This window comes from Tritonibacter horizontis, assembly GCF_001518015.1.
Taxonomy (GTDB): domain Bacteria; phylum Pseudomonadota; class Alphaproteobacteria; order Rhodobacterales; family Rhodobacteraceae; genus Epibacterium; species Epibacterium horizontis.
Window position 1 is genome coordinate 39,113 of record NZ_LPUY01000053.1, and the last position, 21,151, is coordinate 60,263.

Consider the following 21,151-nt stretch of genomic DNA (forward strand, 5'->3'; position numbering starts at 1 on the left):
GAGGTTTTGAGCCAGAAGAAAGGCCCCTGCAAACGCAGGGGCCTTTTGCGGTCACCGAATAGGGCCTGCCGCATCTGTGTGCCGGGCAGTCCCGACAAGCAGCCTGATCGATAGGCCCGTCCGACAGGTCTGACAAGGGAGCGGGTCAACTGGCCTCCAGCCGCAATAACAGCCGTTTCGTGGCCGGGGTTTCGCACAGATCCTGCAGCGTATAATCGTCCAAGATCCGAAAGAAGGCTTCTTGCGCTCTCAGCAGCGCGCCGGTCAGTCCGCAGCCGGACGAAAGCGGGCAGGTGCCGCCATCGGCGAGCATGCAGTCCACAAGGCAGGTCTTGCTTTCGAGATCCCGCACCAGGGCCCCGATTCTGATGTCACCGGGCGGTTTGGCCAGCTGCAGCCCCCCAGACCGCCCTCGATTCGACAGCACGTATCCTTCCTGAGCCAGCCATTGGATGACCTTGGTCAGGTGGTTGTATTTCGCGTCATGCATGTCGGCGATCTGGCGCGTTGTGAGCTTGTGCCCTTCTGCCACACCGAGGTGCATCAGAGAGCGGAGGGCGTAGTCTGTGAACATGGCGAGTTGCATGGGGAGAGACTAGCAGGTCTTAACTAGCATTATAAGCGCGAATTTAAATTGACATTATAAATGCGAATTATATTGTGACCCCGCAATCAAGAGGTTCGAGGTCCCATGCAATCACAAATCTTTCTTGTCAGCCTCGCGCTGATGTTTCTTCTCGCGCTGGTCTTTGTCCGGGGTGTCGTTGCGCCCGGCGCACCGTTGGAGGCCACCCGTGTCAACCGCCAGCGCAGCTGGCTTCTCTGGGGGCTGGTCATGATCGGGCTTGTCCTGTCCGTGGCGTCGTTGCGGAGCTGGCCCCATCGCGCCGCCGGAGCGGAGGTTCTGGTGGTCAATGTGTCCGGTGGGCAGTGGTGGTGGGAGACCGACACCACCGAGATCCCGCTGGGCCAAGAGGTGGAGTTCCGTGTCACAACCGAGGACGTGAACCACGGGTTGGGCATCTATACCGACGATATGACCCTGATCACGCAGGTTCAGGTGATGCCCGGCTATACCAACACATTGGTCCATACATTCGAGCAACCGGGCAGGTTTCATCTTCTGTGCATGGAGTATTGCGGCGTTGCGCATCACGACATGGTCAATGAATTCCAGGTTGTGGAGGTCCAGTGATGCGTACTCTGTCTCAAATCCCCGACAATGCAGCCCAGCAGAGCGCAACTAAAACCGCCGCGGTCATCAAGCTGTCCATCGGGCTAAGTGGCGTCGTGTTCTTGCTGATGATGATCTTTGGTCTGATCATGCGGGCAGCACAGGCCGGCTGGGTCGACCTGGACAACGCGCTGTTCTATCAGCTCCTGACCGCCCATGGCGCTGGCATGGTCGGCACCGCGACATTCTCGGGTGCGGCGATCATGTGGTATTTTCTGGCGCGGCACGTCGCATTGAATGCCACTGTTTACATTGCGTTTCTGGGCCTCTTTCTGCTGGGGGTCGTGCTGGTGCTCGGGTCGATCTTCATCGGCGGTTTCGGTGGCGCCTGGAATTTCCTGTTCCCCTTGCCGGCCCTGTCCGGGGGCATCTGGGAGGTGGGCGCGGCGGTTGCGTTCTGCCTCGGCTATATCTCGATCGGGGTGGGATTCTTGCTCTACTACCTTGAGGTCGGCTACAAGATTGCCCGCGCCTATGGTGGCTTGCTCGGTGGGTTGGGCTGGCGCTTCGTGTGGCATGGTGATGTGTCCCGCGCGCCGCCGCCGACAGTGATCGCCGCCGCCAGCGTCACCATCTTCAATTCCATCGGCATCATCTTTGGTGCGATCGTGCTGGTGGCGACAATCGTCAACCTGCTGTTCCCGGAATTTGCAATCGATGCGCTGATGGCAAAGAACGCAATCCTGTTCTTTGGCCATGTCTTTATCAATGCCAGCATCTATATGGCCGTCACCGCCGTATACGAGGTGATCCCGGAGTATACCGGCAAGCCGTGGAAGGTTTCGCGCGTGTTCGTCATCGCCTGGGCTGTGGTCGTCATCTTTGTTCAGGGTGTCTATTTCCACCATCTGCTGCAGGACGTGAACATGCCGAAATGGAGCATGGTCGTCGGTCAGGTCATGTCCTATGGCTCGTCGGTCGTGCTGATCGCGGTCACGGTCTATTCCACCGCTGTTTATCTGAAAGGCGCGGCGATCAAATGGGACCTGAGCCTGCGCCTGCTGGTTCTGGGGGTGATCGGCTGGGGCGTCGGGACGATCCCTGCCTTCATCGACGGTATGGTCGCGGTGAACAAGATCATGCACAACACCATGTGGGTGCCGGGACATTTCCACACCTATCTGCTGCTGGGCGAAGTCGCGATGGCCTTTGGATTTGCCGCTTGGCTGGTGCGGGGACGCGCGATCCGCGAGACCTCGGCGCTCGACCGGTTTGCTTTTGGCGCCTATGTGGCCGGGGGGGGCGGGTTCGTGCTGATGTTCCTGTGGTCCGGGGCAAGTTCGATCCCACGCCGCTGGGCGGTGCATTATGCGCAGTGGCAATTGCAAAGCCAGTTGGCGACGGTGTTCGCAACTGTGGTTGTGCTGGCAACGGCGTTGCTTGTTGCAGGCTACCTGCGCGGCCTTCTGCGCCGGGGGACCGAGCAATGAGCCGCGCCGGGGCCTATACGCTGACGGCGGTGGTTGTGGCTGCAACGGGGCTTTATGCGGCGACCGATGGTCTGCGCGCCCTGACAGCAGAAGCGGCGCGCCGGGTGCAGATACAAGAGACCCGGCCTGCGGTCCCGCCCTTTGTGGTGGAGGGCCTGCAGGGGCGCCGCCATGCGCTGCGCCCGGACTCAAACCAGGTGGTGATGGTCGAGTTCATCTATACCACCTGTCCGACCATCTGTCAGACGGCGGGCGGCGATTTCGCCGCCCTGCGCGACCGGGCGGTTGACCGGGGGCTGCCGGTGCGGATGCTTTCCGTCAGTTTCGACCCGGCGGCTGACGGGCTGAGCGAACTTCGCGACTATGCGGATCGTCATGGGGCGGATGGCGACGTCTGGAGCGTGGCCCGACTGCGACCGGCGGATCTGCAGGACGCATTGCGGTTCTTTCGGGTCAAGGCGGTTCCCGACGGATGGGGGGGCTACCAGCACAACGCCGCCGTATTGCTGATCGATCCGGATGGCCTTCTGGTGGCGGCTTATGACACCGGTGACTTTGACCGGATCCTCGCCCATGTGGAGCAGTTGTCGTGAACACGGTCCTTCTTTCGACGCTCTGTTTCGGCGCCGCATTGGTGCTTCAGCCGATGGCGCGGCTGGACCCGGTGGCGCATATGCTGCTGCAATATCCGGTGTTGGGGGTTTCGGGCTATCTGCTGGGGCTGAAGATGCCGACAGCGCCGGATCTGCGCGGACCGCTCCTGGTCCTCGGGATCACCTGCGTGGGGTTCTGGATGCTGCCGCGGTCCCTCGATGCGGCGCTCGATAGCCCGGGCATGCATCTGGCGAAACTGGTCACGCTGCCGCTGTTGGCCGGCCTGCCGCTCGGGATGAGCGTGCCGCGTGTCGGCGCCGTGCTGCGGGGATTTCTCAAGGCGCAGTCGTTGTCGATGCTCGGGGTGCTTTCGTTCCTTTATAGCCATGCGCCGATCCGTATCTGCAATTCCTATCTGATCGAGGATCAGCAGCGGCTGGGCGCGGGGTTCCTCTGGCTGGCGGGTGGGCTTTCGCTGCTTTGGGCGGTGCCTCTCTTTCTCGGGCATTCTCTGATGCCCGATCTTCTCCTCCAACGAAAGAAACATCATGACCTTTGCTGACTCCGTCAATGAATTCGCGGGTGCTGCGCTGATCAAGCGGCAGAAACTGCGATCCGATCCGCTGGGCTATCTCGTGTTGTCGATGATGGCGGGGGCCTATGTTGGCCTGGGCATTCTGTTGATCTTTTCCGTCGGGCAGGGGGTTGAGGCGGGCATCCGGCCGGTGGTGATGGGGGCCAGCTTTGGGATCGCGTTGATCCTGGTGATCTTTGCAGGGTCCGAACTGTTCACCGGTCAGACCATGTATATGACCCATGGCGTTCTGACCCGGCGCACCAGCCTGCGGGATCTTGGCGCCTGCTGGGGGGCGAGCTGGCTTGGGAACCTGCTGGGCGCAGTGCTGCTGGCGGTATTCTTTGTCTACGGGGGCGGTGGGCTGGTGCTGAACATAGGCGACACGTCGCTGCTGCACACGGTTGCTGAAAAGAAAATGCACGGCTCCGGGCTGAGTCTGTTTCTCAACGGGGCGCTGTGCAACTGGCTGGTCTGCCTTGCGATCTGGTCCGCGTCGCGGATCACCAACGAGATGGCGCGCATGGTGATCATCTGGTTCTGTCTCTATGCCTTTATCGCGGCGGGGTTTGAACATTCCGTGGCCAATATGACCGTCTTTTCGGTCGCGCTTCTGTCGGATCATCCGGATACGATCACGACCGGTCTTGCCCTCAGAAACCTGGTTTTCGTCACCCTTGGCAATGTCTTTGCGGGCGTTGTGATCATGGGGGGCGGCTACTGGATCGCGGCGGGCCGACCCCTTGCACCCTCTACGCCCGCCAGAGATGCCGCCGCCGACGGCCCCTCTCAGCCAGTGTAAAACGGCAGGCCGGGTCGCGATATTTTCCGCAAGGCCGGCCGCCACCATTCACACATACTCATCAGGAGAAAATCATGTCCATGAAAGTGACAACCCGTCTGTTTGCCGTCCTCGCGCTGGCTGTTGGTCCTGCATCGGCTGTTGTGGCCCAGGATGCCGAGGCCGGGGCCAAGGTGTTCAAGAAATGTGCCGCCTGCCATGCGGTCGGAGAGGGGGCCGATCACAAGGTTGGTCCAGCCTTGAACGGCATCGTCGGCGCCCCGGCCGGGGCGATAGCAGGGTTTCGATACAGCACCGCCATGGTGGCTGCAGGCGAAGCGGGGGTGATCTGGGACGATGCGACCCTGGCGGCCTTTTTGACCAAGCCGAAAGACGTCGTTGCCAAAACAAAGATGAGCTTTCCCGGGCTGAAGAAGGACGAGGATCTGTTGAATGTGATTGCGTATCTGAAGAGCTTTCCCGACCGGTAAAGCGGGCGTGATGGCGCCACAGGTTTTAAACACCCTGAAACGGCCCTGCGAATGCGGGGCCGTTTTGCCTAATCTGATCTTGGCTGACGTAGGTGGGGCATTTGCGGGTTGCTACCTGGCCGCTCCGGCGACGTCCTGCAGGGGTTGGTCCTGATAGGCCGCCAGCGCCAAGCGGATATGCCAGGCCTTGTAGGCGCCATAGGCGACAAGGAGGCTGGCGATCAGGACAAACATGAACCGGGCAAATCGCCGGCTTTGGCGGCCGCCCTCAGCCGTCGTCATTGTTGGCCCACAGGACGTACAACACGATCATGCGGATTTCCTCCGGGCTGAGCCGCTCCTGCCAGCCGGGCATGACGCCCTGGCGGCCATGGATCAGCGTCTGTTGCAAGGAGGCCCGGTCACCGCCGTATATCCAGGCCTCATCAACGAGGCTGGGAGCGCCGGTTTCAAGTCCTCCGACCGCGCCGTCGTTGTGGCAGGCGCTGCAGTTCTCCGCAAAGAGTTCGGCCCCGATTGCCGCCTCTGTGGCATCATGTGGTGCCGCATTGAGGTGAAGCAGGTAGTCTGTGACGGCGTTGATCTCTGTCCGGTCCAGCATTTCGTCACGTCCGAAGGCCGGCATCTCGGCATATCGGGTGTCGTCGCTGGTGTGGTTGATCCCATGCAACACGGTCCACTCGACCTCCTCCGGGCTGCCGGACCACAGCCAATGGTCGTCGGCGAGGTTCGGAAACCCCGGCTGTCCCGTTCGGTCACGTCCGTGGCAGGCGGCGCAATTGTCGCGGTAAAGGACGCTGAACTTTTGTTGGTAGGCCGATTTTAGCGCGGTATCATGGACCAGCGTTTCCAGATCGCCTTGCAGGATGGGGCCAAGCGCCTCGGTGCGTGCCCGGGCTCTGTCCGCGACGGCGGCCTCCACGGCGTCGCGCGATGAATAACCGAGAAAACCACGGGTATAGTCGCTGACATAGGGCCAGGCGGGGTAAAGCAGCCAAAGCGGCACGCAGACGCCGAAACTTGCCAGGAGCCAGATCCGAAATGCAGTCGGGACCGGCGTGTCGAGCTCTTTGAGCCCGTCCCATTCGTGCCCCGTGGTGGGGCGGCCGCTATGGGGGTCGATGTCGGATTTCATTGCTGTATCTCCTCTGTGCTGAGGGGCGAGCGTGCTGCGGCGTCATAGGTGGCTTTGCGGCTGGGCCAGTAGACCCAGGCGACTGCGATGACAAAAACCACAAGAAGATAGATCGCCCCCCAGGTCTTGGAGAAGACAAGCACCGCGTCATGGCTCATTGCGCATCCTCCCGCGGCAAAGTGGCGAGGGTACCGAGCATTTGTAGGTAGGCGACCAGGGCGTCCATTTCCGTCACCCGGTTGGGGTCGCCGTCAAAGTCGCGGATCTGTACCTTGTCGCCGTAGCGCTCGATCAGGTCGTCCTCATAACCGGCATCCGGGTCTGCCTGATTGATGGCGTCGCGTTGGGCCTGCGCGATCTGGGCGTCGGAATATGGCACCCCGACGCGCCGCAGTGCCGTGAGCGCCGCTGGCAAGGTCGCCGTATTCAGGGCCGTTGCCGCCAGGAACGGATAGCCCGGCATGACCGAACCCTCGACCAGATCGCGGGGGGCGTTCAGGTGGGCGACATGCCAGGCATCGGAATATTTTCCGCCAACCCGGGCCAGATCCGGCCCGGTCCGTTTGGACCCCCATTGATGGGGGTGATCGTACATGCTTTCGGCGGCCAGGGAATAGGGCCCATACCGGTCGACATCCGACCGTAAGGTCCGGATCATCTGGCTATGGCAGGCATAACAGCCCTCGCGGACGTAGATATCGCGTCCTGCCTGTTCCAGTGGCGTATAGGGGCGCATTCCATCGACCTGCTCCACCGTGTTCTCGATCGTGAAAAGCGGCGCGATTTCGACGATGCCGCCAATGGAGGCGACGAGCAGGATTGCGATGGCAAAGCCGACGGAGTGACGTTCCAGTTTCTGATGATGCGTGTTCACAGGTTATCCCCCCGGCTGTGGCTGCGGTAACGGCTGGCGATCCGGTTCGGGCGCAGCCAGACGGGGGCCACGCACCGTCATGTAGATGTTGTAGGCACCGATCAACGCACCGAGCAGATAGAGGAACCCACCGATAGCGCGGGCGGTGTAGTAGGGACGCATGGCGTCCACCGTGTCGATGAAGGCAAAGACAAAGTTGCCGACGGGATCATAGGTCTGCCACATCAGCGCCTGTGTGATCCCGCTGTTCCACATTGCGCCGACGTAGATCAGCGTCCCGGTGAGGGCGAGCCAGAAATGCCAGGCTTCGAGTTGCAAGGAATAGATCCCTTCGCGGCGCCAGACCCAAGGCACCAGTTTGTACATTGCGCCAAAGGTGATGAACGCGACCCAGCCAAGCGCGCCGGCATGCACATGGCCAACGGTCCAGTCGGTATAGTGGCTGAGTGTGTTGACCGGGCGAATGGCGAGGAAGGAACCTTCGAATGTGGCCAGCCCGTAGAACAATACCGCCACCATCATGAACCGCACGGCCGGATCCGTCCGCACCTTGTCCCAGGCCCCGTTGATCGTGAGAATGCCGTTGAACACGGATCCCCAGCTTGGCACCAGAAGCACAATCGACATGGTCATGCCGAGATACTGAACCCAGTCGGGCAGGGCGGTGTAGTGCAGGTGGTGCGAGCCGGCCCAGAGGTAAAGAAAAGTGATCCCCCAAAAGCCAATGATCGACAGCCGGTAAGAATAGATCGGCCGGCCAACCGCCTTGGGCAGAAAGTAATACATCATTCCCAGAAACCCGGCGGTCAACAGGAACCCGACAGCGTTGTGGCCATACCACCACTGTGTCATTGCGTCCTGCACCCCGGCCCAGAGCGAATAGCTCTTGGGGGATGTGATGGAGACCGGCATGGCGAGGTTATTGACCACATGGAGCATGGCAATCACCACGATAAAGCCGAGGTAGTACCAGTTCGCGACGTAGATATGTGGCTCAGCGCGGCGTGCCAGGGTCCGCAGGTAAAGCACCAGATAGTTGATCCAGGCGAGTGTCAGCACCAGGTCGGCGTACCATTCGGGCTCTGCGTATTCCTTGCCCTGCGTGATGCCAAACGGATAGCCGGTCACCGCCAACAGCACAAAAAGGTTGTAGCCGCCCAGCACGATCCATGGGGCGACTTCGCTGGCCAGACGCGCGCGGGAGGTTCGCTGGACGACGTAAAACGAGGTTGCGATCAGGGCGTTGCCGCCAAACCCAAAGATGACGGCAGTGGTATGAATTGGACGCAATCGACCAAAGTTGGTCAGATCTATATCGCCGTTCAGCGCCGGAACCGCCAATTGCCATGCCAGCACGTCGCCGACGGTAAATCCGACAATGCCCCACCCGAAACAGGCCAGAATGCCCCAACGGATCACGTCATCCTTGTAGGCCAGGGGGATGGCCGCTTCGGGATCGCTCAGGCGTGAGATCTGATGGAGGAGCCCCCAGCCGGCGACCAAGGCAATGATCCAGCCATGCAGCACATAGCCGATCTGCTGGCCCCAGCCCAGGATTGCGATACCAAGAAGCAGAACCGCGAACAGCACTATGGCCGTTAGACCGCGTTCGATACGTGTTGCCTGTTGAGTCATGTGCTGCCCCCGGGTTGAGTGTCGCGCTGGCGATAGAACTCGATCTGAAAGGTCACCGCGTCACCCGGTGTCACATGGTGGGGCTCTTGCGGCAGGATCACGGCGCTGTCGCCTGCGGTCAGACGGATCGGGGTGCAGCCCTTGCGGGTGTAGGTCAATGCCCCGTCGCGCACCACGATCAGCCCCCAGGCGCCGACTTTGGTGCTGTGCTCTCGTAACAGGGCTGCGGGGACGGTGCCTTCGGTGAAAACCGGGCTTTCGGCGTATTTTTCGACGGTACTAGGAAGCGTGATCGTCATGCTGTGTCTCTCCGTGAAAGAGGTCGCAGTAGGCATGCCAGGTGGCAAAGCCGAGCAGGGGGAACAGGAAAATGAGGCCGACGAACCCGGTGCACACCCCGATGAGGATCGCCCCAGAGACGGTGGCACCCCAGGTCACAGCCAATTTAAAATTATGGATCGTCGCGCTGAAACTCAGCGCCATGGCGCTGAAGCAGTCCAATTCGTGATCGACCAGCATCGGGATCGAAAAGGCCGAGATCGCAAAGGTAAAGGCCGCAAACAGCCCGCCGATCAGGGTTCCCGTCACCACTGTGGCGATGCCCTGAGGGCTCTGCAGCAAGCTCAGCAACGTTTCGGTGAAACCGGAAAAAGGGACAAGGCCGAAGAAGACGGCAAAAATCAATGTCGCCGCACGCAGCCAGGTCAGCATCAGGACCATCAAGATGGCCCCGGCCAATGCAACCTGTCCCGGGGATGCAAGGCGGCCCTCCCTACCCATGGCGAGGCGGCTGATACGGTAGATCCCGACTGTGGCCGCCGGGCCAACCAGCATAGCGCCGGCCAGCGCGGGCAAGATCATCCAGCTTAGTCCCCAGTGCCAGAGCAGCGCGATGCCGCCCCAGCCCAGAAGGGCCAGCATTGTGCCATAGCTGATGGCTTGCGCGGGGTGAGATCTGAAATCCAGCCAGCCGCGTGCCAGCCAGCGCATGACCGTGGCAGCGGGGGGATCGTCAATCCGTCGTGGACGAGGGGCCATGCGGGTCTTTGGGTCCGGCTGGGCGGTCATGACAGCCCCTTTGGCAATGGGAGAGGCCGGTTGGAATGTGTCATCCCGAGATAGCCCACGACCAGCAGCAGGCTGGTTTTGAGCAATTCCAGCCCAACAAAAAGCAAATGGTAGCTGCCAGCGCTGCGCGGTGCACCGGCCAGGATGGCGTCGGTGCGGGCTGCCAGTAGCGGCATCAGGCCGAGCCGTTGCAGTGCAAACACGGCAACGGCAAGCGACAGCAATGCACACAGATCCCTGCGAACCACAAAGGCGGCGAAGAGCGCCAGCGCCGCCAGTGCAACTTCGGCATATCCAAGCCAGTGAAACTGGGCCCGCCCCACCTGAAGCGCAAGACCGAGGTCCAGCGCCGGGACGGTGAATTTGGCCGGGGCAGCGATCAGGTTGCCGCCGAGGCAGACGCCCGCCCAGACCAAGACAGAAATCGGGAGAACCCCGCCAAGTCTATGTCGCATTGTTTAGGGTTCCTTTTGCCGCGCGTACCCGGACAGCCAAGGCTGGGAGGTTTTGACCTTTCTTCGCCAGTGGCGCCGCCGGGTCGTCGGAGGCGTTGAAACATGGTTCGGATGCAAAGAAACCCCGCCTGGTGCCTGGCCGCCCTCTGTGGGCTGGCAGGACGGGAAAAGGGGCCGGATAGGGGAACGGATGCAGTTCATGATGGCTTACCTGGGACTCTGTTTGGACGTGTGTCTATCGGCTTTAATTGGTATTTGCAATGCTATTTATGTGGGGCGATTGTGGCATGGCCTGGAACTGCGCTCTCGGGGCCAAACAGGGGCAGGGTCCAACGCCGACGTCGGACTTGAAACAGGGAAGAGAGTTTTGATGGTCGGGCCACAAATGCCCGGTGGCCGGAGCGGGGAGCCGGCGGCGGGCGGTATTGAGGCCAGCCAAATGACACAAGGTATGATCAGTCCATCGCGAGATCACGGCAGGGTCCTCGTTGCGGGGATACTGCTATGACGCGCCACCGCGCCGGACTGTGACATCTCGCGCGATTTTTTTACCTGCCGGTCAGCGCACATGGCGTGGCGGATGGCATGGTCGGGGACTGTGATGGGTGCTAGGTGTCGTCCGTTGCTGTGTCCGCCTCTGCAACGGCGTTCAGATAGGATCGCGACCAGTTCTCCAGCGCATCCAGAATGGGCTTCAGGCTCTGCCCATGTGCGCTCAGCCGGTATTCCACCCGCGGCGGGATCTGAGCGAAAACCTCGCGCGTTATGATGCCATGGGCTTCCAGCTCCCGTAGTTGCTTGGTCAGCATGCGCTGAGAGATGTTTGGGATCGTTCGGTGCAGTTCATTGAAGCGCATCGTCTTGCGACAGATGCACCACAGGATCATCCCTTTCCATTTGCCGCCGATGATACCGAGGGCGGTTTCTGTCGGACAGAATAGCGGATCGTCGGGGGCCGGATGAGACATGGAATTTCCTTTAGTTACCAAAAGGGAAGTATGGGCCAATATGTTGCGTACTAGCCTATAGGTACCATGGTTTGTACGTCTTTGGCAGTCAATAAACTGGAGAAGAATCATGGCCGCCAAACTGACAACAGACACGCCGGGCCAAATCGGCTTGCTCAGAACCGCAAACCGGTTTGTTCTTGCCCCCATGTCCCGCGCCAGCGCGTATAAGGACGGTACCCCAACCGCTGCGATGGCGCGTTACTATGCGGAATTTGCCAAGGGCGGCTTTGGCCTCTTGATTGCGGAGGGGGCGTTTACAGATGATGTGTTCGCGCAGAGCTATTCCAATCAACCCGGACTGGTAACGGATGCACATCAGGCGGGCTGGGCGCAAGTCGTTACGGCCGTCAAGGCCGAAGGTGGGCGGATTATCCTGCAACTCATTCACGCGGGCGCTGTCTCGCAACATGTCGACACGCCGCATGCGCCATCGGCCATCCGCCCAAAGGGCAGCATGTTGGTTGGATATGGCCACAAGCAAGGCGCCTACGGCATTCCCGAGGTGCTCAGCCTGGACGACATAGACAATGTTGTGGGAGGCTTTGTTTCGGCCGCAAAACGCGCGGAACGCGCTGGTTTTGATGGGGTGGAGATCCATTGCGCCAACGGATACCTGCTGGACCAGTTTCTGACACCGGAAAGCAACACCCGCACGGACAAATACGGGGGCGATATCGCAAATCGCCTGCGGCTGACCTGCGATATCCTGTCAGAGGTCAAAGCCAGGGCGACAACCGGCTTCCTTGTTGGCGTGCGGTTGTCGCAGGCCAAGGCAACAGAGCCGGATTACTTCTGGCACAACGGGTTGCAAGATGCGGGTCAGATTTTTGACTCGGTGGCCGCAGCAGGCGCGGATTTCATTCACCTTGCAAGCGAGGCCAAGGGCTATGCCTATCATAGCGCGACAAAAAGTGGCGAGAACCTGACCTCCTTTGCCAAGCGGTTGACCGGGCTGCCAGTGATAGCGAACGGCGGATTGCAGGATGTTTCACTGGCGAATGAGATCCTGGGAGCGGATCAGGCGGATTTTGTGGCGGTCGGAAAAACCGCCCTTCTGAACCCGGATCTGCCCAAGCGGCTCCGGGCAGGTTTGCCGCTCCGGGCCTTTAGCTATGACATGTTCAAATATGGTGTGACGATCGACGCACAGGAAAAATGGACACAAGAGCAAACGGTGAACGTCTAAGGGGCGGCTGTCAGGCTGCGTCCGCTCCCCCAAGCCGAGATATCAACGGTTCGGGGGACGGAGCAACCTGCGTTCAGGCCGCGGCAATTGCGGGTTTTGTACCCTGAGCCTGAGCCTGATCTTGATTTGATACGGACACGGTCAGATGGGTCTTGGGCGCGTCGTGGAGCCATTGGGCAAATGCCGCGTCAAAGGCCGCCTCAAGGCCGCGGGCATAGGTTCCGGCGTCAAACAGCGGCGCTTTACGCCGGTTGACGGCCAGTTTGCTGCGCAGGGACATCAGTGCCTCTGGGTCCTTGGCAAAATGCAGGGCCAGCCGCTCATAATCGGCTTCATCGGTCGCGATCAGTTCGGGCAGATTGACCGCGCTGACCAGGCTTGCGCCGACGCGTGCGGCGAATTGTTGTCCGGGCATTGTCAGCACTGGAAGCCCGGCCCACAGCGCGTCGCTACAGGTCGTATGTGCGTTGACGGCAAATGTGTCGAGAAACAGATCCGCCGCTTTTTGCCGCGCAAGGTGTTGATCCTGCGCCATGCGTTCCGCGAACACCAGCCGTTCGGGGGCGATGCCGCGCGCGACAGCTTCGCGGCGCAAGTTGGTCTCTGATGCGGTGCCGCCGGACAAGAGCCACAAGACGCTGTCCTCCACCTGGGCCAACAGACGCATCCAGATATCGAATTCGCGCGGGGTGATCTTGTAGCTGTTGTTGAAGCAGCAGAAGATGAAACCCTCTTCCGGTAGTCCGCAATCGGCGCGGGTGAATTGTCGCGGTGCGATCGTGCGCTGTGGGTCGTTGGGCTGATAGCTGTGTGGCAAGCGGATCAAATGTTCGTCGAAATGGCGCTCGCTGCCGGGTGGGCTGACGACCTCGTCGGTGATCAGGTAATCCATCGTGGCCGCGCCCAGGGTGCCGGGATAGCCCAGATAGGTGATCTGAACCGGGGCCACGCGTTCGGCAAAGATCGAACAACGCGATCCGCCGGTAAATCCCTTGAGGTCGACCGCGATATCCAGATGCTGTGCCCGCGCCAGATCGATCAGCGACCTGTCAGAGGTCTCCGACACCTCGTGGAACTGCGCCACATGGTTGCGCGCAAAGCTGCGCTGGGCGTCGTCGCGTTGCGGGCCGTAGGAGAAGGCGTGGATCTCAAACCGATCCGCGTCATGGCTGCGCAGCAGGCCCGCCATCAGGTACATCGTGGCATGGCAATGGAAATCGGCAGAAAAATAGCCCACGCGCAAGCGTTCGGGTCGCTGGTTCGGTCGCGCAAAGGAGGCGCTCGGTTGACGGGGGGGCGTGAATTGCGTTGCCGCATAGGCCTGGGTACGGACACGCAGCAGATCCGGGTTGTCCTCCATCGCGAGCGTCGTGAACGGAGACACCGGCGTGCCCCGCAGGCCAAGTTGTTTGCGGTGGCTGTCGTAGTCTGCGGTCCAGCGAAAATCATTGAGCATCGCCATGACATGGAGGCGATAGGCCTGGGCGCGATCATCCTCTGGATTCTCTGCAACCAAACGGTCGAACTGAACTGCGGCCGCCTCGAATTCTCGGTCGATATAGAGCAACTGACCATAGTTGAACCGGGCACCGCTGAGATCGGGCCGCAGCGCGAGGGCCTGACCATAAAGGCGCTTGGCCTCTTGCGCATCTCCGAGCTGCCGCCGGGCGTTGGCGAGATTGTAGGCAATGACGGCGTTCTGGGGTGTTTGTTCGAGGGCTTGCTGCAGCAGATCTGCGGCCTCTTCGGTGCGGCCCCGGCTGGTCAGGAAATTCGCGAAATTGTTCATGGCGATGGCGTTGCGCGCATCCAGACCAAGAGCAGTCCGAAAATGCGCTTCTGCTGCGTCGGGGCGATCCAGTTGCAGGTAGACGCCGGCCATGCCGAGATGAGGTTCGGGCGCGGTAGGTGCCAGCTCCCGGCCCCGATTGAGGCAGGTTAGCGCGTCGTTCAGCGCCCGCTGGTGCGCGTGGCACATGCCTAGGGTCGTCCACAGGAAGGCGGAGGTTTTATAGGTGTTGAGAAGTCGGCCGCAGACGGAAGCTGCCTTGTCGAACTGCCCGGCGGCGAGAACGATCCGGATCTGGGACTGAACATCTTGCGGTAGCGGATCATCGGTTGCAGCCGGATGCAGCTCGACTGGGGCCGCGAGGGCCGTATGGCCTTGTGATCCTGTCGCGGGTGTCTTTGTGGTCAGAACCGTATCTGCAGGCAAAGTCCCGGGGTCTGCCATTGGTTCCAGGTCGTTATTCTGCATGGAAAACGCGAAGGTCATGGAATTCTGCCTCATTTTTCGCTTTGGCCGTCGGCTGGACCCCATCACACACTGGGGAGGCGGTTCTGCCTGCCGGTCATTTTGTTATGAATCTGAAAAATTAAGATTGAATTGACCGGGCGACCCTCGTGAACTGGGCGCTGGGCCTTGATATTATCGTCTCATCCGGTTAAATCGCCGCCTAGTCGACAAGAGAGAGTGTGAAAGCCCTATGGCCACCATCAATCCCGTACAGTTCATCCAGCAGGTGCGTGCCGAAGTTGGCAAGGTCGTCTGGCCGACTCGCCGCGAGGTACTGCTGACCACTGTCATGGTGTTCATCATGGCGGCCCTGACGGCAGTCTTTTTTGCCATGGTGGATCTTGCGATCCGATCCGGGCTGAATGGCGTTCTGGGAATGTTCGGCTAACCGGCATCTCTGGCCGCGCTTTGAAGAGCAGAGCGTCGATGCCTCTTGATCTTGGTTGTCCGGGGCGATAGGTCAGCCAACACTGAAAGAGGCGTGCGGCGATTCGCACGCCGATTTTTGTTTGGTCGCAGCCTTCGGCTGCACGATAAAGACACTTCGCAGGTACGGACCTGCACGGAACACAGGGGACGGTCAGGTTCATGGCGAAACGGTGGTACTCGGTCAGCGTTCTTTCGAACTTCGAAAAGAAAATCGCAGAACAGATTCGCGCCGCGGTCGTGGAACAGAATCTGGAAGATGACATCGACGAAGTCCTGGTGCCGACCGAGGAAGTCATCGAAATACGCCGCGGCAAAAAGGTTTCGACCGAACGCCGTTTTATGCCGGGTTACGTGCTGGTGCATATGGAGATGTCCGATCAGGGCTATCACCTGATTTCCTCCATCAACCGGGTCACGGGGTTCCTCGGGCCGCAGGGGCGTCCCATGCCGATGCGCGATGCCGAGGTGAACGGCATTCTGAACCGGGTCCAGGAAGGCGAGGAATCGCCACGGACCCTGATCAGCTTTGAAATTGGCGAACGGGTGAAGGTCAACGACGGCCCGTTCGAAGACTTCGACGGTATGGTCGAAGGGGTCGACGACGAGAGCCAGAAGCTGAAGGTGACCGTGTCCATTTTTGGTCGCGAAACTCCGGTCGAGCTGGACTTTACCCAAGTGACCAAGCAGGGCTGAGCTCTCGGGTGCTCCGGCTGGGGGCTTAAGCCCGACAGCCCACCCGTTGCAATCAGGCGCGAATTCCCATTGGGAACGTTGAGATCGGCCCCTAGTGTGGGGCCGATTTTTGTTTCAACCCATGGGGACGAGGCCACATGAAGCTGATTGTCGTGTCGACAAACGCCGCCATGACCATGGGTGGCGAGGCGGTCAAAGCGCTGCAATATGTTCAGGTCTTACTCGCGCAAGGCCGCGATGTGACTTTGATTACCCATGAAAGATGCCGTGCAGCCCTCAAGGGCGCGCTGCCTGCGGATCGCGTGCTCTATGTGCGGGACACCAGGTTGATGCAGCTCTGCTGGCGGGTGCCGGGCCTGTCGCGACTGGTCAACACTCTGTTTCACCACGCGGTGCGGCATCTCTGCCGTCAGTTTGATCCCGCCGACGTGGTAATTCACTATCTGTGCCCGATTTCCCCGGTCGAACAACGGTTGCCGCCGCACGGCTATCGCTACATTATCGGCCCGGTGTCGGGGAATATTTTCTACCCGCCCGGGTTCCGCCATCTGGAAAGCCGGGGCGGGCGCCTGCAGGAAGCGATCTATCGCCCCTTGCAGCAGGCGCTGGGGATTGTCTCGCGTCAATATGTCAATGCAGAGCAGGTGTTGGTCTCCGGGTATGACCGGACGTCCGAGGCCCTGCGCTGGGCGGGGTGCCCGCCGGAAAAAATGCGCTTTGTGCGGGATGCAGGTCTGGAGGAGGCACTGTTCGCTCACCCTCGTGCCCGACCGGAGGCGGCGATTGCAGAGTTTGTCTGGATCGGGCGGATGGTCCCCTACAAGGGTGCGGATCTGGCCATTCGCGCATTGGCCGCGACGCCACCGGACATCGGGCTGACGCTCTATGGCGATGGTCCGGACCGCGCAGAATTGGAGGTGCTGACCGCGGCCTTGGGCCTGGAGGGGCGCGTCCGGTTTGCGGGCTGGCTGGCGCATGACTCGCTTGGCCAGGTGCTGGGGCAGTATCGTGGGCTGATCTTTTCGACCCTGAAAGAGGCGAACGGGATCATTATGCAGGAAAGCATGGCCATTGGCCTGCCCGTGTTGACCCTGCGTTGGGGCGGGCCGCAGGGCCTGGCAGGGGAGGGCGAGGCGCGTTTTGTCGACCCTGAAACTCCAGAGCAGGTGATCCGGGATCTAGCATTGGAAATGACACGCTTGGCCCGCGATGGTGACCTCGTGGCGGCCCTGTCGCAGGCTGCACGGCAGAAGGCCGAACAAGAGTTCCCTTGGCACCGGGTTGCGGCGGATTGGTACGATGCGGCCGATAGGGGTGCCGTCGAGGTTCAGAGCCAAACAAGCCACCGATCCGGAGATGAGGGTTGAAACGCGATCCGTTTCCGCGTAGGAGCCGCCAATCTGTCTGGTTCTTCAATCGGGCATGATTCTTGTGGGAGGTCCGCCGCATCGCGATGTGGCAACCGCACCACGCAACATTTGCAAGCCAAAGGGCGCGCCCTGCGGCTGTTGAACAGGAGATAACCAGATGGCTAAGAAGCTTGTTGGTTCGATGAAACTGCAGGTTCCTGCAGGTCAAGCAAACCCCTCCCCGCCGGTCGGTCCGGCGCTGGGTCAGCGCGGCATCAACATCATGGAATTCTGCAAGGCGTTTAACGCCAAGACCGCAGATATGGAGCAAGGCGCCCCTTGCCCGACCGTGATCACCTACTATCAGGACAAGTCCTTCACCATGGACATCAAGACGCCGCCTGCGTCTTATTACCTGAAGAAGGCCGCGAACATCAAATCCGGTGCGAACAACCCGAGCCGCGAAACCGCCGGCACGGTGACCCCCGCGCAGGTGAAAGAGATCGCCGAAGCGAAGATGAAAGATCTGAACGCGCACGATATCGAAGCCGCGATGCAGATCATCCTGGGCTCTGCCCGCTCTATGGGCATTGAGGTGAAGTAAGATGGCAAAGCTCGGTAAACGGACCCGCGCAGCGCGCGAAGCCTTCGCAGGCAAGACAAACCTCAGCGTTGAAGATGCGGTTGCACTGGTGAAAGCCAACGCAAACAGCAAATTCGATGAGACCGTTGAAATCGCCGTCAACCTCGGCGTTGACACCCGTCACGCCGACCAGATGGTTCGTGGCGTGATCGGCCTGCCCAACGGCACCGGCAAAACCATGCGCGTCGCCGTATTTGCCCGTGGCCCCAAGGCGGACGAAGCACAGGCTGCAGGCGCAGACATCGTTGGCGCCGAAGACCTGATGGAATCCATCCAGGCCGGCAACATCGAGTTTGATCGTTGCATCGCGACCCCGGACATGATGCCGATCGTTGGTCGCCTCGGCAAGATCCTCGGCCCGCGCAACCTGATGCCGAACCCCAAGGTTGGCACCGTGACCATGGACGTGAAAGCGGCCGTGGAAGCAGCCAAAGGCGGCGAAGTTCAGTTCAAAGCGGAAAAAGGCGGCGTTGTTCACGCCGGTGTTGGCAAAGCGTCCTTCGACGAAGCCAAGTTGGTCGAAAACGTCCGTGCCTTCATCTCTGCCGTGTCCAAAGCGAAGCCCTCGGGCGCCAAAGGCACCTACATGAAGAAAATCGCCCTGTCGTCCACCATGGGCCCCGGCGTGACGCTTGACGTTGAAGGTGCCGTCACCGAGTGATCGGGGCGCTGGCTTTAATGTAAGCGAAAAACAGAATTGAAAGAGGCGGCACCTGGTGTCGCCTTTTTTTATTCACGATCCCGCGCTATCCCCTAGGGATGAACCGCATCGGGCAACGCGGCAAGGGGACAGATGAACGACGCATCCAATCAGGTCTGGCGGGTCGGCGCCATCATGAATGAACCTCTGGCCGAGGTGCTGCGGTTCTGCGCCTGGTATCTGGCGCTTGGCGCTGACGAGGTGGTGATCTGTTTCGACAACCCGGATGACGAAGCCATTGCGCTGCTCTGCGATCATCCACGACTGCGATGCGTACCCTGCACGCCGCAGTTCTGGTCCGATCTTGAGCTGACCCCGCAGGACGCTTTTGTCACCCGACAGAATGCCGCCATAACCTGGATCTACCAGCAATACGCCGACGGCTGGCTGTTGAATGTGGACGCGGACGAGTTTCTGTTTCTGGAGCAGGGCGGGCTGGCAGACCTGCTCGCTGCGGTGCCGCAGGGCATCCGGTCTGTGCGGATCGTGTCCGCCGAACGTATTCTGACAGAGGCAGACGATGGGTTGACCTATTTCCGCCGCCCGATGTCCTATGAGGCGCGCAAGCTGGTTTATGGCGACGATGCCGAATTGTTCGGGCCACGTCGGGCGGGCTTGATCGGGCATCCACAGGGCAAGTCGGTGGTGCGCTGCGGCATACCCGGGCTGAGGCTGCGCCAGCACTGGCCCCGGGGCGGCGGCAAGGATGGCGACAAGCTGGAACTGCTGCTGGACCACCGGCATGGCGCGCATCTTTTGCACATGATCGGGGCCGACTATGCGATCTGGCGGAGCAAGCTTGCCTGGCGCTGCCAGTCGCGGGGCTTCACCGGCGGGCTGACCGCTCGGATCGAAGAGGCCCTGGCTGGACCGGACCCGGAGACCACGCTGCGCGCGTTGTTTGCGCGTCTGCACAGCGCCACGTCTGCGCTGTTGGCACGGCTGGAAGCTGAGGACGCTTTGCTTCGGTTGCGGCTGGATATTGATGCTTTGGTGCGTGAATGTTTTTGGGTCACCCCGGATCAGGTGACCCACGCACAGGACCCTCAGGCCCAGGAGAGCGGCGCCTCCTGATCTGGTAGCAGGCCACGGGCGGGCAGGGGCGGCACATTTAGGGCTTGGAACTTTTCTCCTGCAGGACTAAGAACAGCCCACGGAGCAAAGCGTGCGATTCGTCGCGCGCTTTGTGCCTTTTCGTCCAAGATGGTGGGTGACCTGTCGATCGGGTCTTAATTTCCCTCCTGAGACGGGTAAAGACCAATGAAAGATCGAGGGTTTTCTAACCTTCGGGCAATTTTGGCTCAACCCCGTAAAACGGACTTGACCGCTGATCCCTTCGGGGAGAGGCAGAAATGAGCCGGGGCCATGCGCCCCTAAACTTGGAGAGAACTGTGGATAGAGCCCAGAAAGAGAAAGTGGTCGAGGAACTCGGCCAGATCTTCGAAAGCTCTGGCGTGGTGGTCGTAGCCCACTATGTCGGTCTGACAGTTGCTGAGATGCAGGACCTGCGTGCGCGTGCTCGTGACGCCGGTGGGTCTGTGCGTGTTGCCAAGAACAGGCTCGCCAAAATCGCCCTTGAGGGTAAGCCGTGTGAAAACATGTCTGACCTGCTGACAGGGATGACCGTTCTGACCTATTCCGAGGACCCTGTGGCAGCTGCCAAGGTCGCCGAGGACTTCGCCAAGGATAACAAAAAGTTTGAAATCCTCGGCGGTGCAATGGGTGAGAATGCTCTGGACCGTGCTGGCGTTGAAGCCGTGTCGAAAATGCCGTCTCGCGAGGAGCTTATTGCTCAGATCGCAAGCTGCATCGGCGCACCTGCTTCCAACATCGCTGGCGCGATTGGCGCACCTGCAAGCAACATCGCAAGCATTCTTTCGACCATCGAAGAGAAGGCGGAAGCTGCGTAAGCGGTTGGCACTGAATGACTGGCGTGGGGCGCAAACTGCCCACGTTGGAACACATTACACACTGTAAACGGAAAGAGCTGATACAATGGCTGATCTGAAAGCACTCGCGGAAAGCATCGTAGGTCTGACCCTGCTGGAAGCACAAGAACTGAAAACCATCCTCAAAGACGAGTACGGCATCGAGCCCGCAGCTGGCGGCGCAGTCATGATGGCCGGCCCTGCAGGCGGCGACGCTGCTGCTGAGGAAGAGAAAACCGAATTCGACGTCGTTCTGAAGAACGCCGGCGCGTCCAAAATCAACGTCATCAAAGAAGTCCGCGCCATCACTGGCCTGGGCCTCAAAGAAGCCAAAGAGCTCGTTGAAGCCGGCGGAAAAATCAAAGAAGGCGTGTCCAAGGACGAAGCCGAAGAAGTCAAAGGCAAGCTGGAAGCAGCTGGCGCCGAAGTCGAAGTGGCCTAAGCCACTGGATAAGGGAAATTCAGGCTGGATTTCATATAGAAACTTCTGCTTTATATCCCTGAAAATTTTGGCTGGATCCGGGGCGACCCGGGTCCAGCTGAACCTGTCTCAGAAAGGGGCCTTTGACACCTGAACGCGGGTGGGCCCTTTTTTCAGGCGAGGTTTTTTGGATCGGGAGGCCGCCATTCGGGACGGTGGCCATGA

At 60.5% G+C, this 21,151-nt stretch carries 26 protein-coding genes; 15 read left to right on the forward strand and 11 right to left on the reverse strand.

What is annotated here, in order from left to right; genetic code table 11:
• Positions 1–145: 145 nt before the first annotated feature.
• Entirely contained in the window at positions 146–574 is a 429-nt protein-coding gene (locus TRIHO_RS08730) for an RrF2 family transcriptional regulator (protein WP_232367744.1), read from the reverse strand.
• A 117-nt stretch (positions 575–691) separates the two neighbouring features.
• On the opposite strand from TRIHO_RS08730, the gene TRIHO_RS08735 reads away from it, so the two are divergent.
• From TRIHO_RS08735 to TRIHO_RS08760, 6 genes are all read left to right on the forward strand, one after another.
• Positions 692–1,195, forward strand: a complete 504-nt coding sequence (locus tag TRIHO_RS08735; protein WP_068242126.1) for a cupredoxin domain-containing protein — start codon at positions 692–694, stop codon at positions 1,193–1,195.
• A complete protein-coding gene (locus tag TRIHO_RS08740; protein ID WP_068242131.1) occupies positions 1,195–2,664 on the forward strand; it encodes a cbb3-type cytochrome c oxidase subunit I in 1,470 nt (489 codons plus the stop codon). The genes TRIHO_RS08735 and TRIHO_RS08740 overlap by 1 nt, the downstream gene beginning before the upstream one ends.
• The gene (locus tag TRIHO_RS08745; RefSeq protein WP_068242132.1) at positions 2,661–3,257 is read left to right on the forward strand and encodes an SCO family protein; all 597 of its coding nucleotides are present in this window, start codon (positions 2,661–2,663) and stop codon (positions 3,255–3,257) included. Before TRIHO_RS08740 ends, TRIHO_RS08745 begins: the two co-directional genes overlap by 4 nt.
• Positions 3,254–3,820, forward strand: a complete 567-nt coding sequence (locus TRIHO_RS08750) for a hypothetical protein (RefSeq protein ID WP_106406175.1) — start codon at positions 3,254–3,256, stop codon at positions 3,818–3,820. The genes TRIHO_RS08745 and TRIHO_RS08750 overlap by 4 nt, the downstream gene beginning before the upstream one ends.
• Positions 3,807–4,634 (forward strand): formate/nitrite transporter family protein, encoded by an 828-nt coding sequence (locus tag TRIHO_RS08755; RefSeq protein WP_068242133.1) that lies wholly within the window; start codon positions 3,807–3,809, stop codon positions 4,632–4,634. Before TRIHO_RS08750 ends, TRIHO_RS08755 begins: the two co-directional genes overlap by 14 nt.
• Positions 4,635–4,708: 74 nt before the next feature.
• Complete coding sequence (locus tag TRIHO_RS08760) at positions 4,709–5,104, forward strand: c-type cytochrome (protein ID WP_106406176.1); 396 nt, start codon at positions 4,709–4,711, stop codon at positions 5,102–5,104.
• Positions 5,105–5,215: 111 nt separating this feature from the next.
• On the opposite strand, the gene TRIHO_RS23860 is transcribed toward TRIHO_RS08760, so the two are convergent.
• The 9 genes from TRIHO_RS23860 to TRIHO_RS08805 form a co-directional block, all read right to left on the reverse strand.
• Positions 5,216–5,386, reverse strand: coding sequence for a hypothetical protein (locus TRIHO_RS23860; protein WP_165595899.1), 171 nt, complete (start codon positions 5,384–5,386; stop codon positions 5,216–5,218).
• Positions 5,373–6,239, reverse strand: a complete 867-nt coding sequence (gene ccoP, locus TRIHO_RS08765) for a cytochrome-c oxidase, cbb3-type subunit III (protein WP_068242134.1) — start codon at positions 6,237–6,239, stop codon at positions 5,373–5,375. The genes TRIHO_RS23860 and ccoP overlap by 14 nt, the downstream gene beginning before the upstream one ends.
• Positions 6,236–6,397, reverse strand: a complete 162-nt coding sequence (locus tag TRIHO_RS08770) for a cbb3-type cytochrome c oxidase subunit 3 (protein ID WP_068242135.1) — start codon at positions 6,395–6,397, stop codon at positions 6,236–6,238. The genes ccoP and TRIHO_RS08770 overlap by 4 nt, the downstream gene beginning before the upstream one ends.
• Positions 6,394–7,113 (reverse strand): cytochrome-c oxidase, cbb3-type subunit II, encoded by a 720-nt coding sequence (ccoO, locus tag TRIHO_RS08775; RefSeq protein ID WP_068242136.1) that lies wholly within the window; start codon positions 7,111–7,113, stop codon positions 6,394–6,396. Before ccoO ends, TRIHO_RS08770 begins: the two co-directional genes overlap by 4 nt.
• A gap of 3 nt (positions 7,114–7,116) precedes the next feature.
• On the reverse strand, positions 7,117–8,748 hold the full coding sequence (gene ccoN / locus TRIHO_RS08780) for a cytochrome-c oxidase, cbb3-type subunit I (RefSeq protein ID WP_068242139.1): 1,632 nt from the start codon (positions 8,746–8,748) through the stop codon (positions 7,117–7,119).
• Complete coding sequence (locus TRIHO_RS08785) at positions 8,745–9,047, reverse strand: DUF1971 domain-containing protein (protein ID WP_068242141.1); 303 nt, start codon at positions 9,045–9,047, stop codon at positions 8,745–8,747. The genes ccoN and TRIHO_RS08785 overlap by 4 nt, the downstream gene beginning before the upstream one ends.
• Positions 9,028–9,816, reverse strand: a complete 789-nt coding sequence (locus tag TRIHO_RS08790) for a DUF2189 domain-containing protein (protein ID WP_068242143.1) — start codon at positions 9,814–9,816, stop codon at positions 9,028–9,030. The genes TRIHO_RS08785 and TRIHO_RS08790 overlap by 20 nt, the downstream gene beginning before the upstream one ends.
• A complete protein-coding gene (locus tag TRIHO_RS08795; protein WP_068242145.1) occupies positions 9,813–10,271 on the reverse strand; it encodes a hypothetical protein in 459 nt (152 codons plus the stop codon). Before TRIHO_RS08795 ends, TRIHO_RS08790 begins: the two co-directional genes overlap by 4 nt.
• Before the next feature lie 608 nt (positions 10,272–10,879).
• The gene (locus TRIHO_RS08805) at positions 10,880–11,239 is read right to left on the reverse strand and encodes a winged helix-turn-helix transcriptional regulator (protein ID WP_068242149.1); all 360 of its coding nucleotides are present in this window, start codon (positions 11,237–11,239) and stop codon (positions 10,880–10,882) included.
• A 109-nt stretch (positions 11,240–11,348) separates the two neighbouring features.
• On the opposite strand from TRIHO_RS08805, the gene TRIHO_RS08810 reads away from it, so the two are divergent.
• Positions 11,349–12,467 carry an oxidoreductase gene (locus TRIHO_RS08810; protein WP_082705080.1) on the forward strand — a complete coding sequence of 373 codons (1,119 nt, stop codon included), beginning with the start codon at positions 11,349–11,351 and terminating at the stop codon, positions 12,465–12,467.
• A gap of 73 nt (positions 12,468–12,540) precedes the next feature.
• Here TRIHO_RS08810 and TRIHO_RS08815 read toward each other — a convergent pair whose 3' ends face one another.
• Entirely contained in the window at positions 12,541–14,742 is a 2,202-nt protein-coding gene (locus TRIHO_RS08815) for an O-linked N-acetylglucosamine transferase, SPINDLY family protein (protein WP_068242151.1), read from the reverse strand.
• A 211-nt stretch (positions 14,743–14,953) separates the two neighbouring features.
• On the opposite strand from TRIHO_RS08815, the gene secE reads away from it, so the two are divergent.
• The 8 genes from secE to rplL all read left to right on the forward strand — a co-directional run bounded on the left by secE (position 14,954) and on the right by rplL (position 20,947).
• On the forward strand, positions 14,954–15,151 hold the full coding sequence (gene secE, locus TRIHO_RS08820) for a preprotein translocase subunit SecE (protein ID WP_068242152.1): 198 nt from the start codon (positions 14,954–14,956) through the stop codon (positions 15,149–15,151).
• 200 nt (positions 15,152–15,351) lie between these two features.
• A complete protein-coding gene (gene nusG, locus TRIHO_RS08825; protein WP_068242153.1) occupies positions 15,352–15,885 on the forward strand; it encodes a transcription termination/antitermination protein NusG in 534 nt (177 codons plus the stop codon).
• Positions 15,886–16,022: 137 nt separating this feature from the next.
• A complete protein-coding gene (locus TRIHO_RS08830; protein ID WP_068242154.1) occupies positions 16,023–17,252 on the forward strand; it encodes a glycosyltransferase family 4 protein in 1,230 nt (409 codons plus the stop codon).
• Between the two features lie 160 nt (positions 17,253–17,412).
• Positions 17,413–17,838 (forward strand): 50S ribosomal protein L11, encoded by a 426-nt coding sequence (rplK, locus tag TRIHO_RS08835; protein ID WP_068242155.1) that lies wholly within the window; start codon positions 17,413–17,415, stop codon positions 17,836–17,838.
• Between the two features lies 1 nt (position 17,839).
• Positions 17,840–18,538, forward strand: coding sequence for a 50S ribosomal protein L1 (gene rplA / locus TRIHO_RS08840; protein ID WP_068242157.1), 699 nt, complete (start codon positions 17,840–17,842; stop codon positions 18,536–18,538).
• A gap of 132 nt (positions 18,539–18,670) precedes the next feature.
• On the forward strand, positions 18,671–19,651 hold the full coding sequence (locus tag TRIHO_RS08845; protein WP_068242159.1) for a glycosyltransferase family 2 protein: 981 nt from the start codon (positions 18,671–18,673) through the stop codon (positions 19,649–19,651).
• Positions 19,652–19,968: 317 nt separating this feature from the next.
• A complete protein-coding gene (rplJ, locus tag TRIHO_RS08850) occupies positions 19,969–20,487 on the forward strand; it encodes a 50S ribosomal protein L10 (RefSeq protein ID WP_068242161.1) in 519 nt (172 codons plus the stop codon).
• Between the two features lie 85 nt (positions 20,488–20,572).
• The gene (gene rplL, locus TRIHO_RS08855) at positions 20,573–20,947 is read left to right on the forward strand and encodes a 50S ribosomal protein L7/L12 (RefSeq protein ID WP_068242163.1); all 375 of its coding nucleotides are present in this window, start codon (positions 20,573–20,575) and stop codon (positions 20,945–20,947) included.
• The last annotated feature ends 204 nt before the right edge of the window (positions 20,948–21,151 follow it).

Coding starts and splice junctions, on each gene's coding strand:
- ccoP (WP_068242134.1), bottom strand. CDS start 6,239: ATGAAATCCGACATCGACCCCCATAGCGGCCGCCCCACCACGGGGCAC.
- rplL (WP_068242163.1), top strand. CDS start 20,573: ATGGCTGATCTGAAAGCACTCGCGGAAAGCATCGTAGGTCTGACCCTG.
- TRIHO_RS08845 (WP_068242159.1), top strand. CDS start 18,671: ATGAACGACGCATCCAATCAGGTCTGGCGGGTCGGCGCCATCATGAAT.
- rplA (WP_068242157.1), top strand. CDS start 17,840: ATGGCAAAGCTCGGTAAACGGACCCGCGCAGCGCGCGAAGCCTTCGCA.
- TRIHO_RS08830 (WP_068242154.1), top strand. CDS start 16,023: ATGAAGCTGATTGTCGTGTCGACAAACGCCGCCATGACCATGGGTGGC.
- TRIHO_RS08745 (WP_068242132.1), top strand. CDS start 2,661: ATGAGCCGCGCCGGGGCCTATACGCTGACGGCGGTGGTTGTGGCTGCA.
- TRIHO_RS08790 (WP_068242143.1), bottom strand. CDS start 9,816: ATGACCGCCCAGCCGGACCCAAAGACCCGCATGGCCCCTCGTCCACGA.
- TRIHO_RS08755 (WP_068242133.1), top strand. CDS start 3,807: ATGACCTTTGCTGACTCCGTCAATGAATTCGCGGGTGCTGCGCTGATC.
- ccoN (WP_068242139.1), bottom strand. CDS start 8,748: ATGACTCAACAGGCAACACGTATCGAACGCGGTCTAACGGCCATAGTG.
- TRIHO_RS08730 (WP_232367744.1), bottom strand. CDS start 574: ATGTTCACAGACTACGCCCTCCGCTCTCTGATGCACCTCGGTGTGGCA.
- TRIHO_RS08785 (WP_068242141.1), bottom strand. CDS start 9,047: ATGACGATCACGCTTCCTAGTACCGTCGAAAAATACGCCGAAAGCCCG.
- TRIHO_RS08740 (WP_068242131.1), top strand. CDS start 1,195: ATGCGTACTCTGTCTCAAATCCCCGACAATGCAGCCCAGCAGAGCGCA.
- TRIHO_RS08810 (WP_082705080.1), top strand. CDS start 11,349: ATGGCCGCCAAACTGACAACAGACACGCCGGGCCAAATCGGCTTGCTC.
- TRIHO_RS08795 (WP_068242145.1), bottom strand. CDS start 10,271: ATGCGACATAGACTTGGCGGGGTTCTCCCGATTTCTGTCTTGGTCTGG.
- nusG (WP_068242153.1), top strand. CDS start 15,352: ATGGCGAAACGGTGGTACTCGGTCAGCGTTCTTTCGAACTTCGAAAAG.
- TRIHO_RS08815 (WP_068242151.1), bottom strand. CDS start 14,742: ATGACCTTCGCGTTTTCCATGCAGAATAACGACCTGGAACCAATGGCA.
- TRIHO_RS08760 (WP_106406176.1), top strand. CDS start 4,709: ATGTCCATGAAAGTGACAACCCGTCTGTTTGCCGTCCTCGCGCTGGCT.
- rplK (WP_068242155.1), top strand. CDS start 17,413: ATGGCTAAGAAGCTTGTTGGTTCGATGAAACTGCAGGTTCCTGCAGGT.
- TRIHO_RS08770 (WP_068242135.1), bottom strand. CDS start 6,397: ATGAGCCATGACGCGGTGCTTGTCTTCTCCAAGACCTGGGGGGCGATC.
- TRIHO_RS08805 (WP_068242149.1), bottom strand. CDS start 11,239: ATGTCTCATCCGGCCCCCGACGATCCGCTATTCTGTCCGACAGAAACC.
- secE (WP_068242152.1), top strand. CDS start 14,954: ATGGCCACCATCAATCCCGTACAGTTCATCCAGCAGGTGCGTGCCGAA.
- TRIHO_RS08735 (WP_068242126.1), top strand. CDS start 692: ATGCAATCACAAATCTTTCTTGTCAGCCTCGCGCTGATGTTTCTTCTC.
- TRIHO_RS23860 (WP_165595899.1), bottom strand. CDS start 5,386: ATGACGACGGCTGAGGGCGGCCGCCAAAGCCGGCGATTTGCCCGGTTC.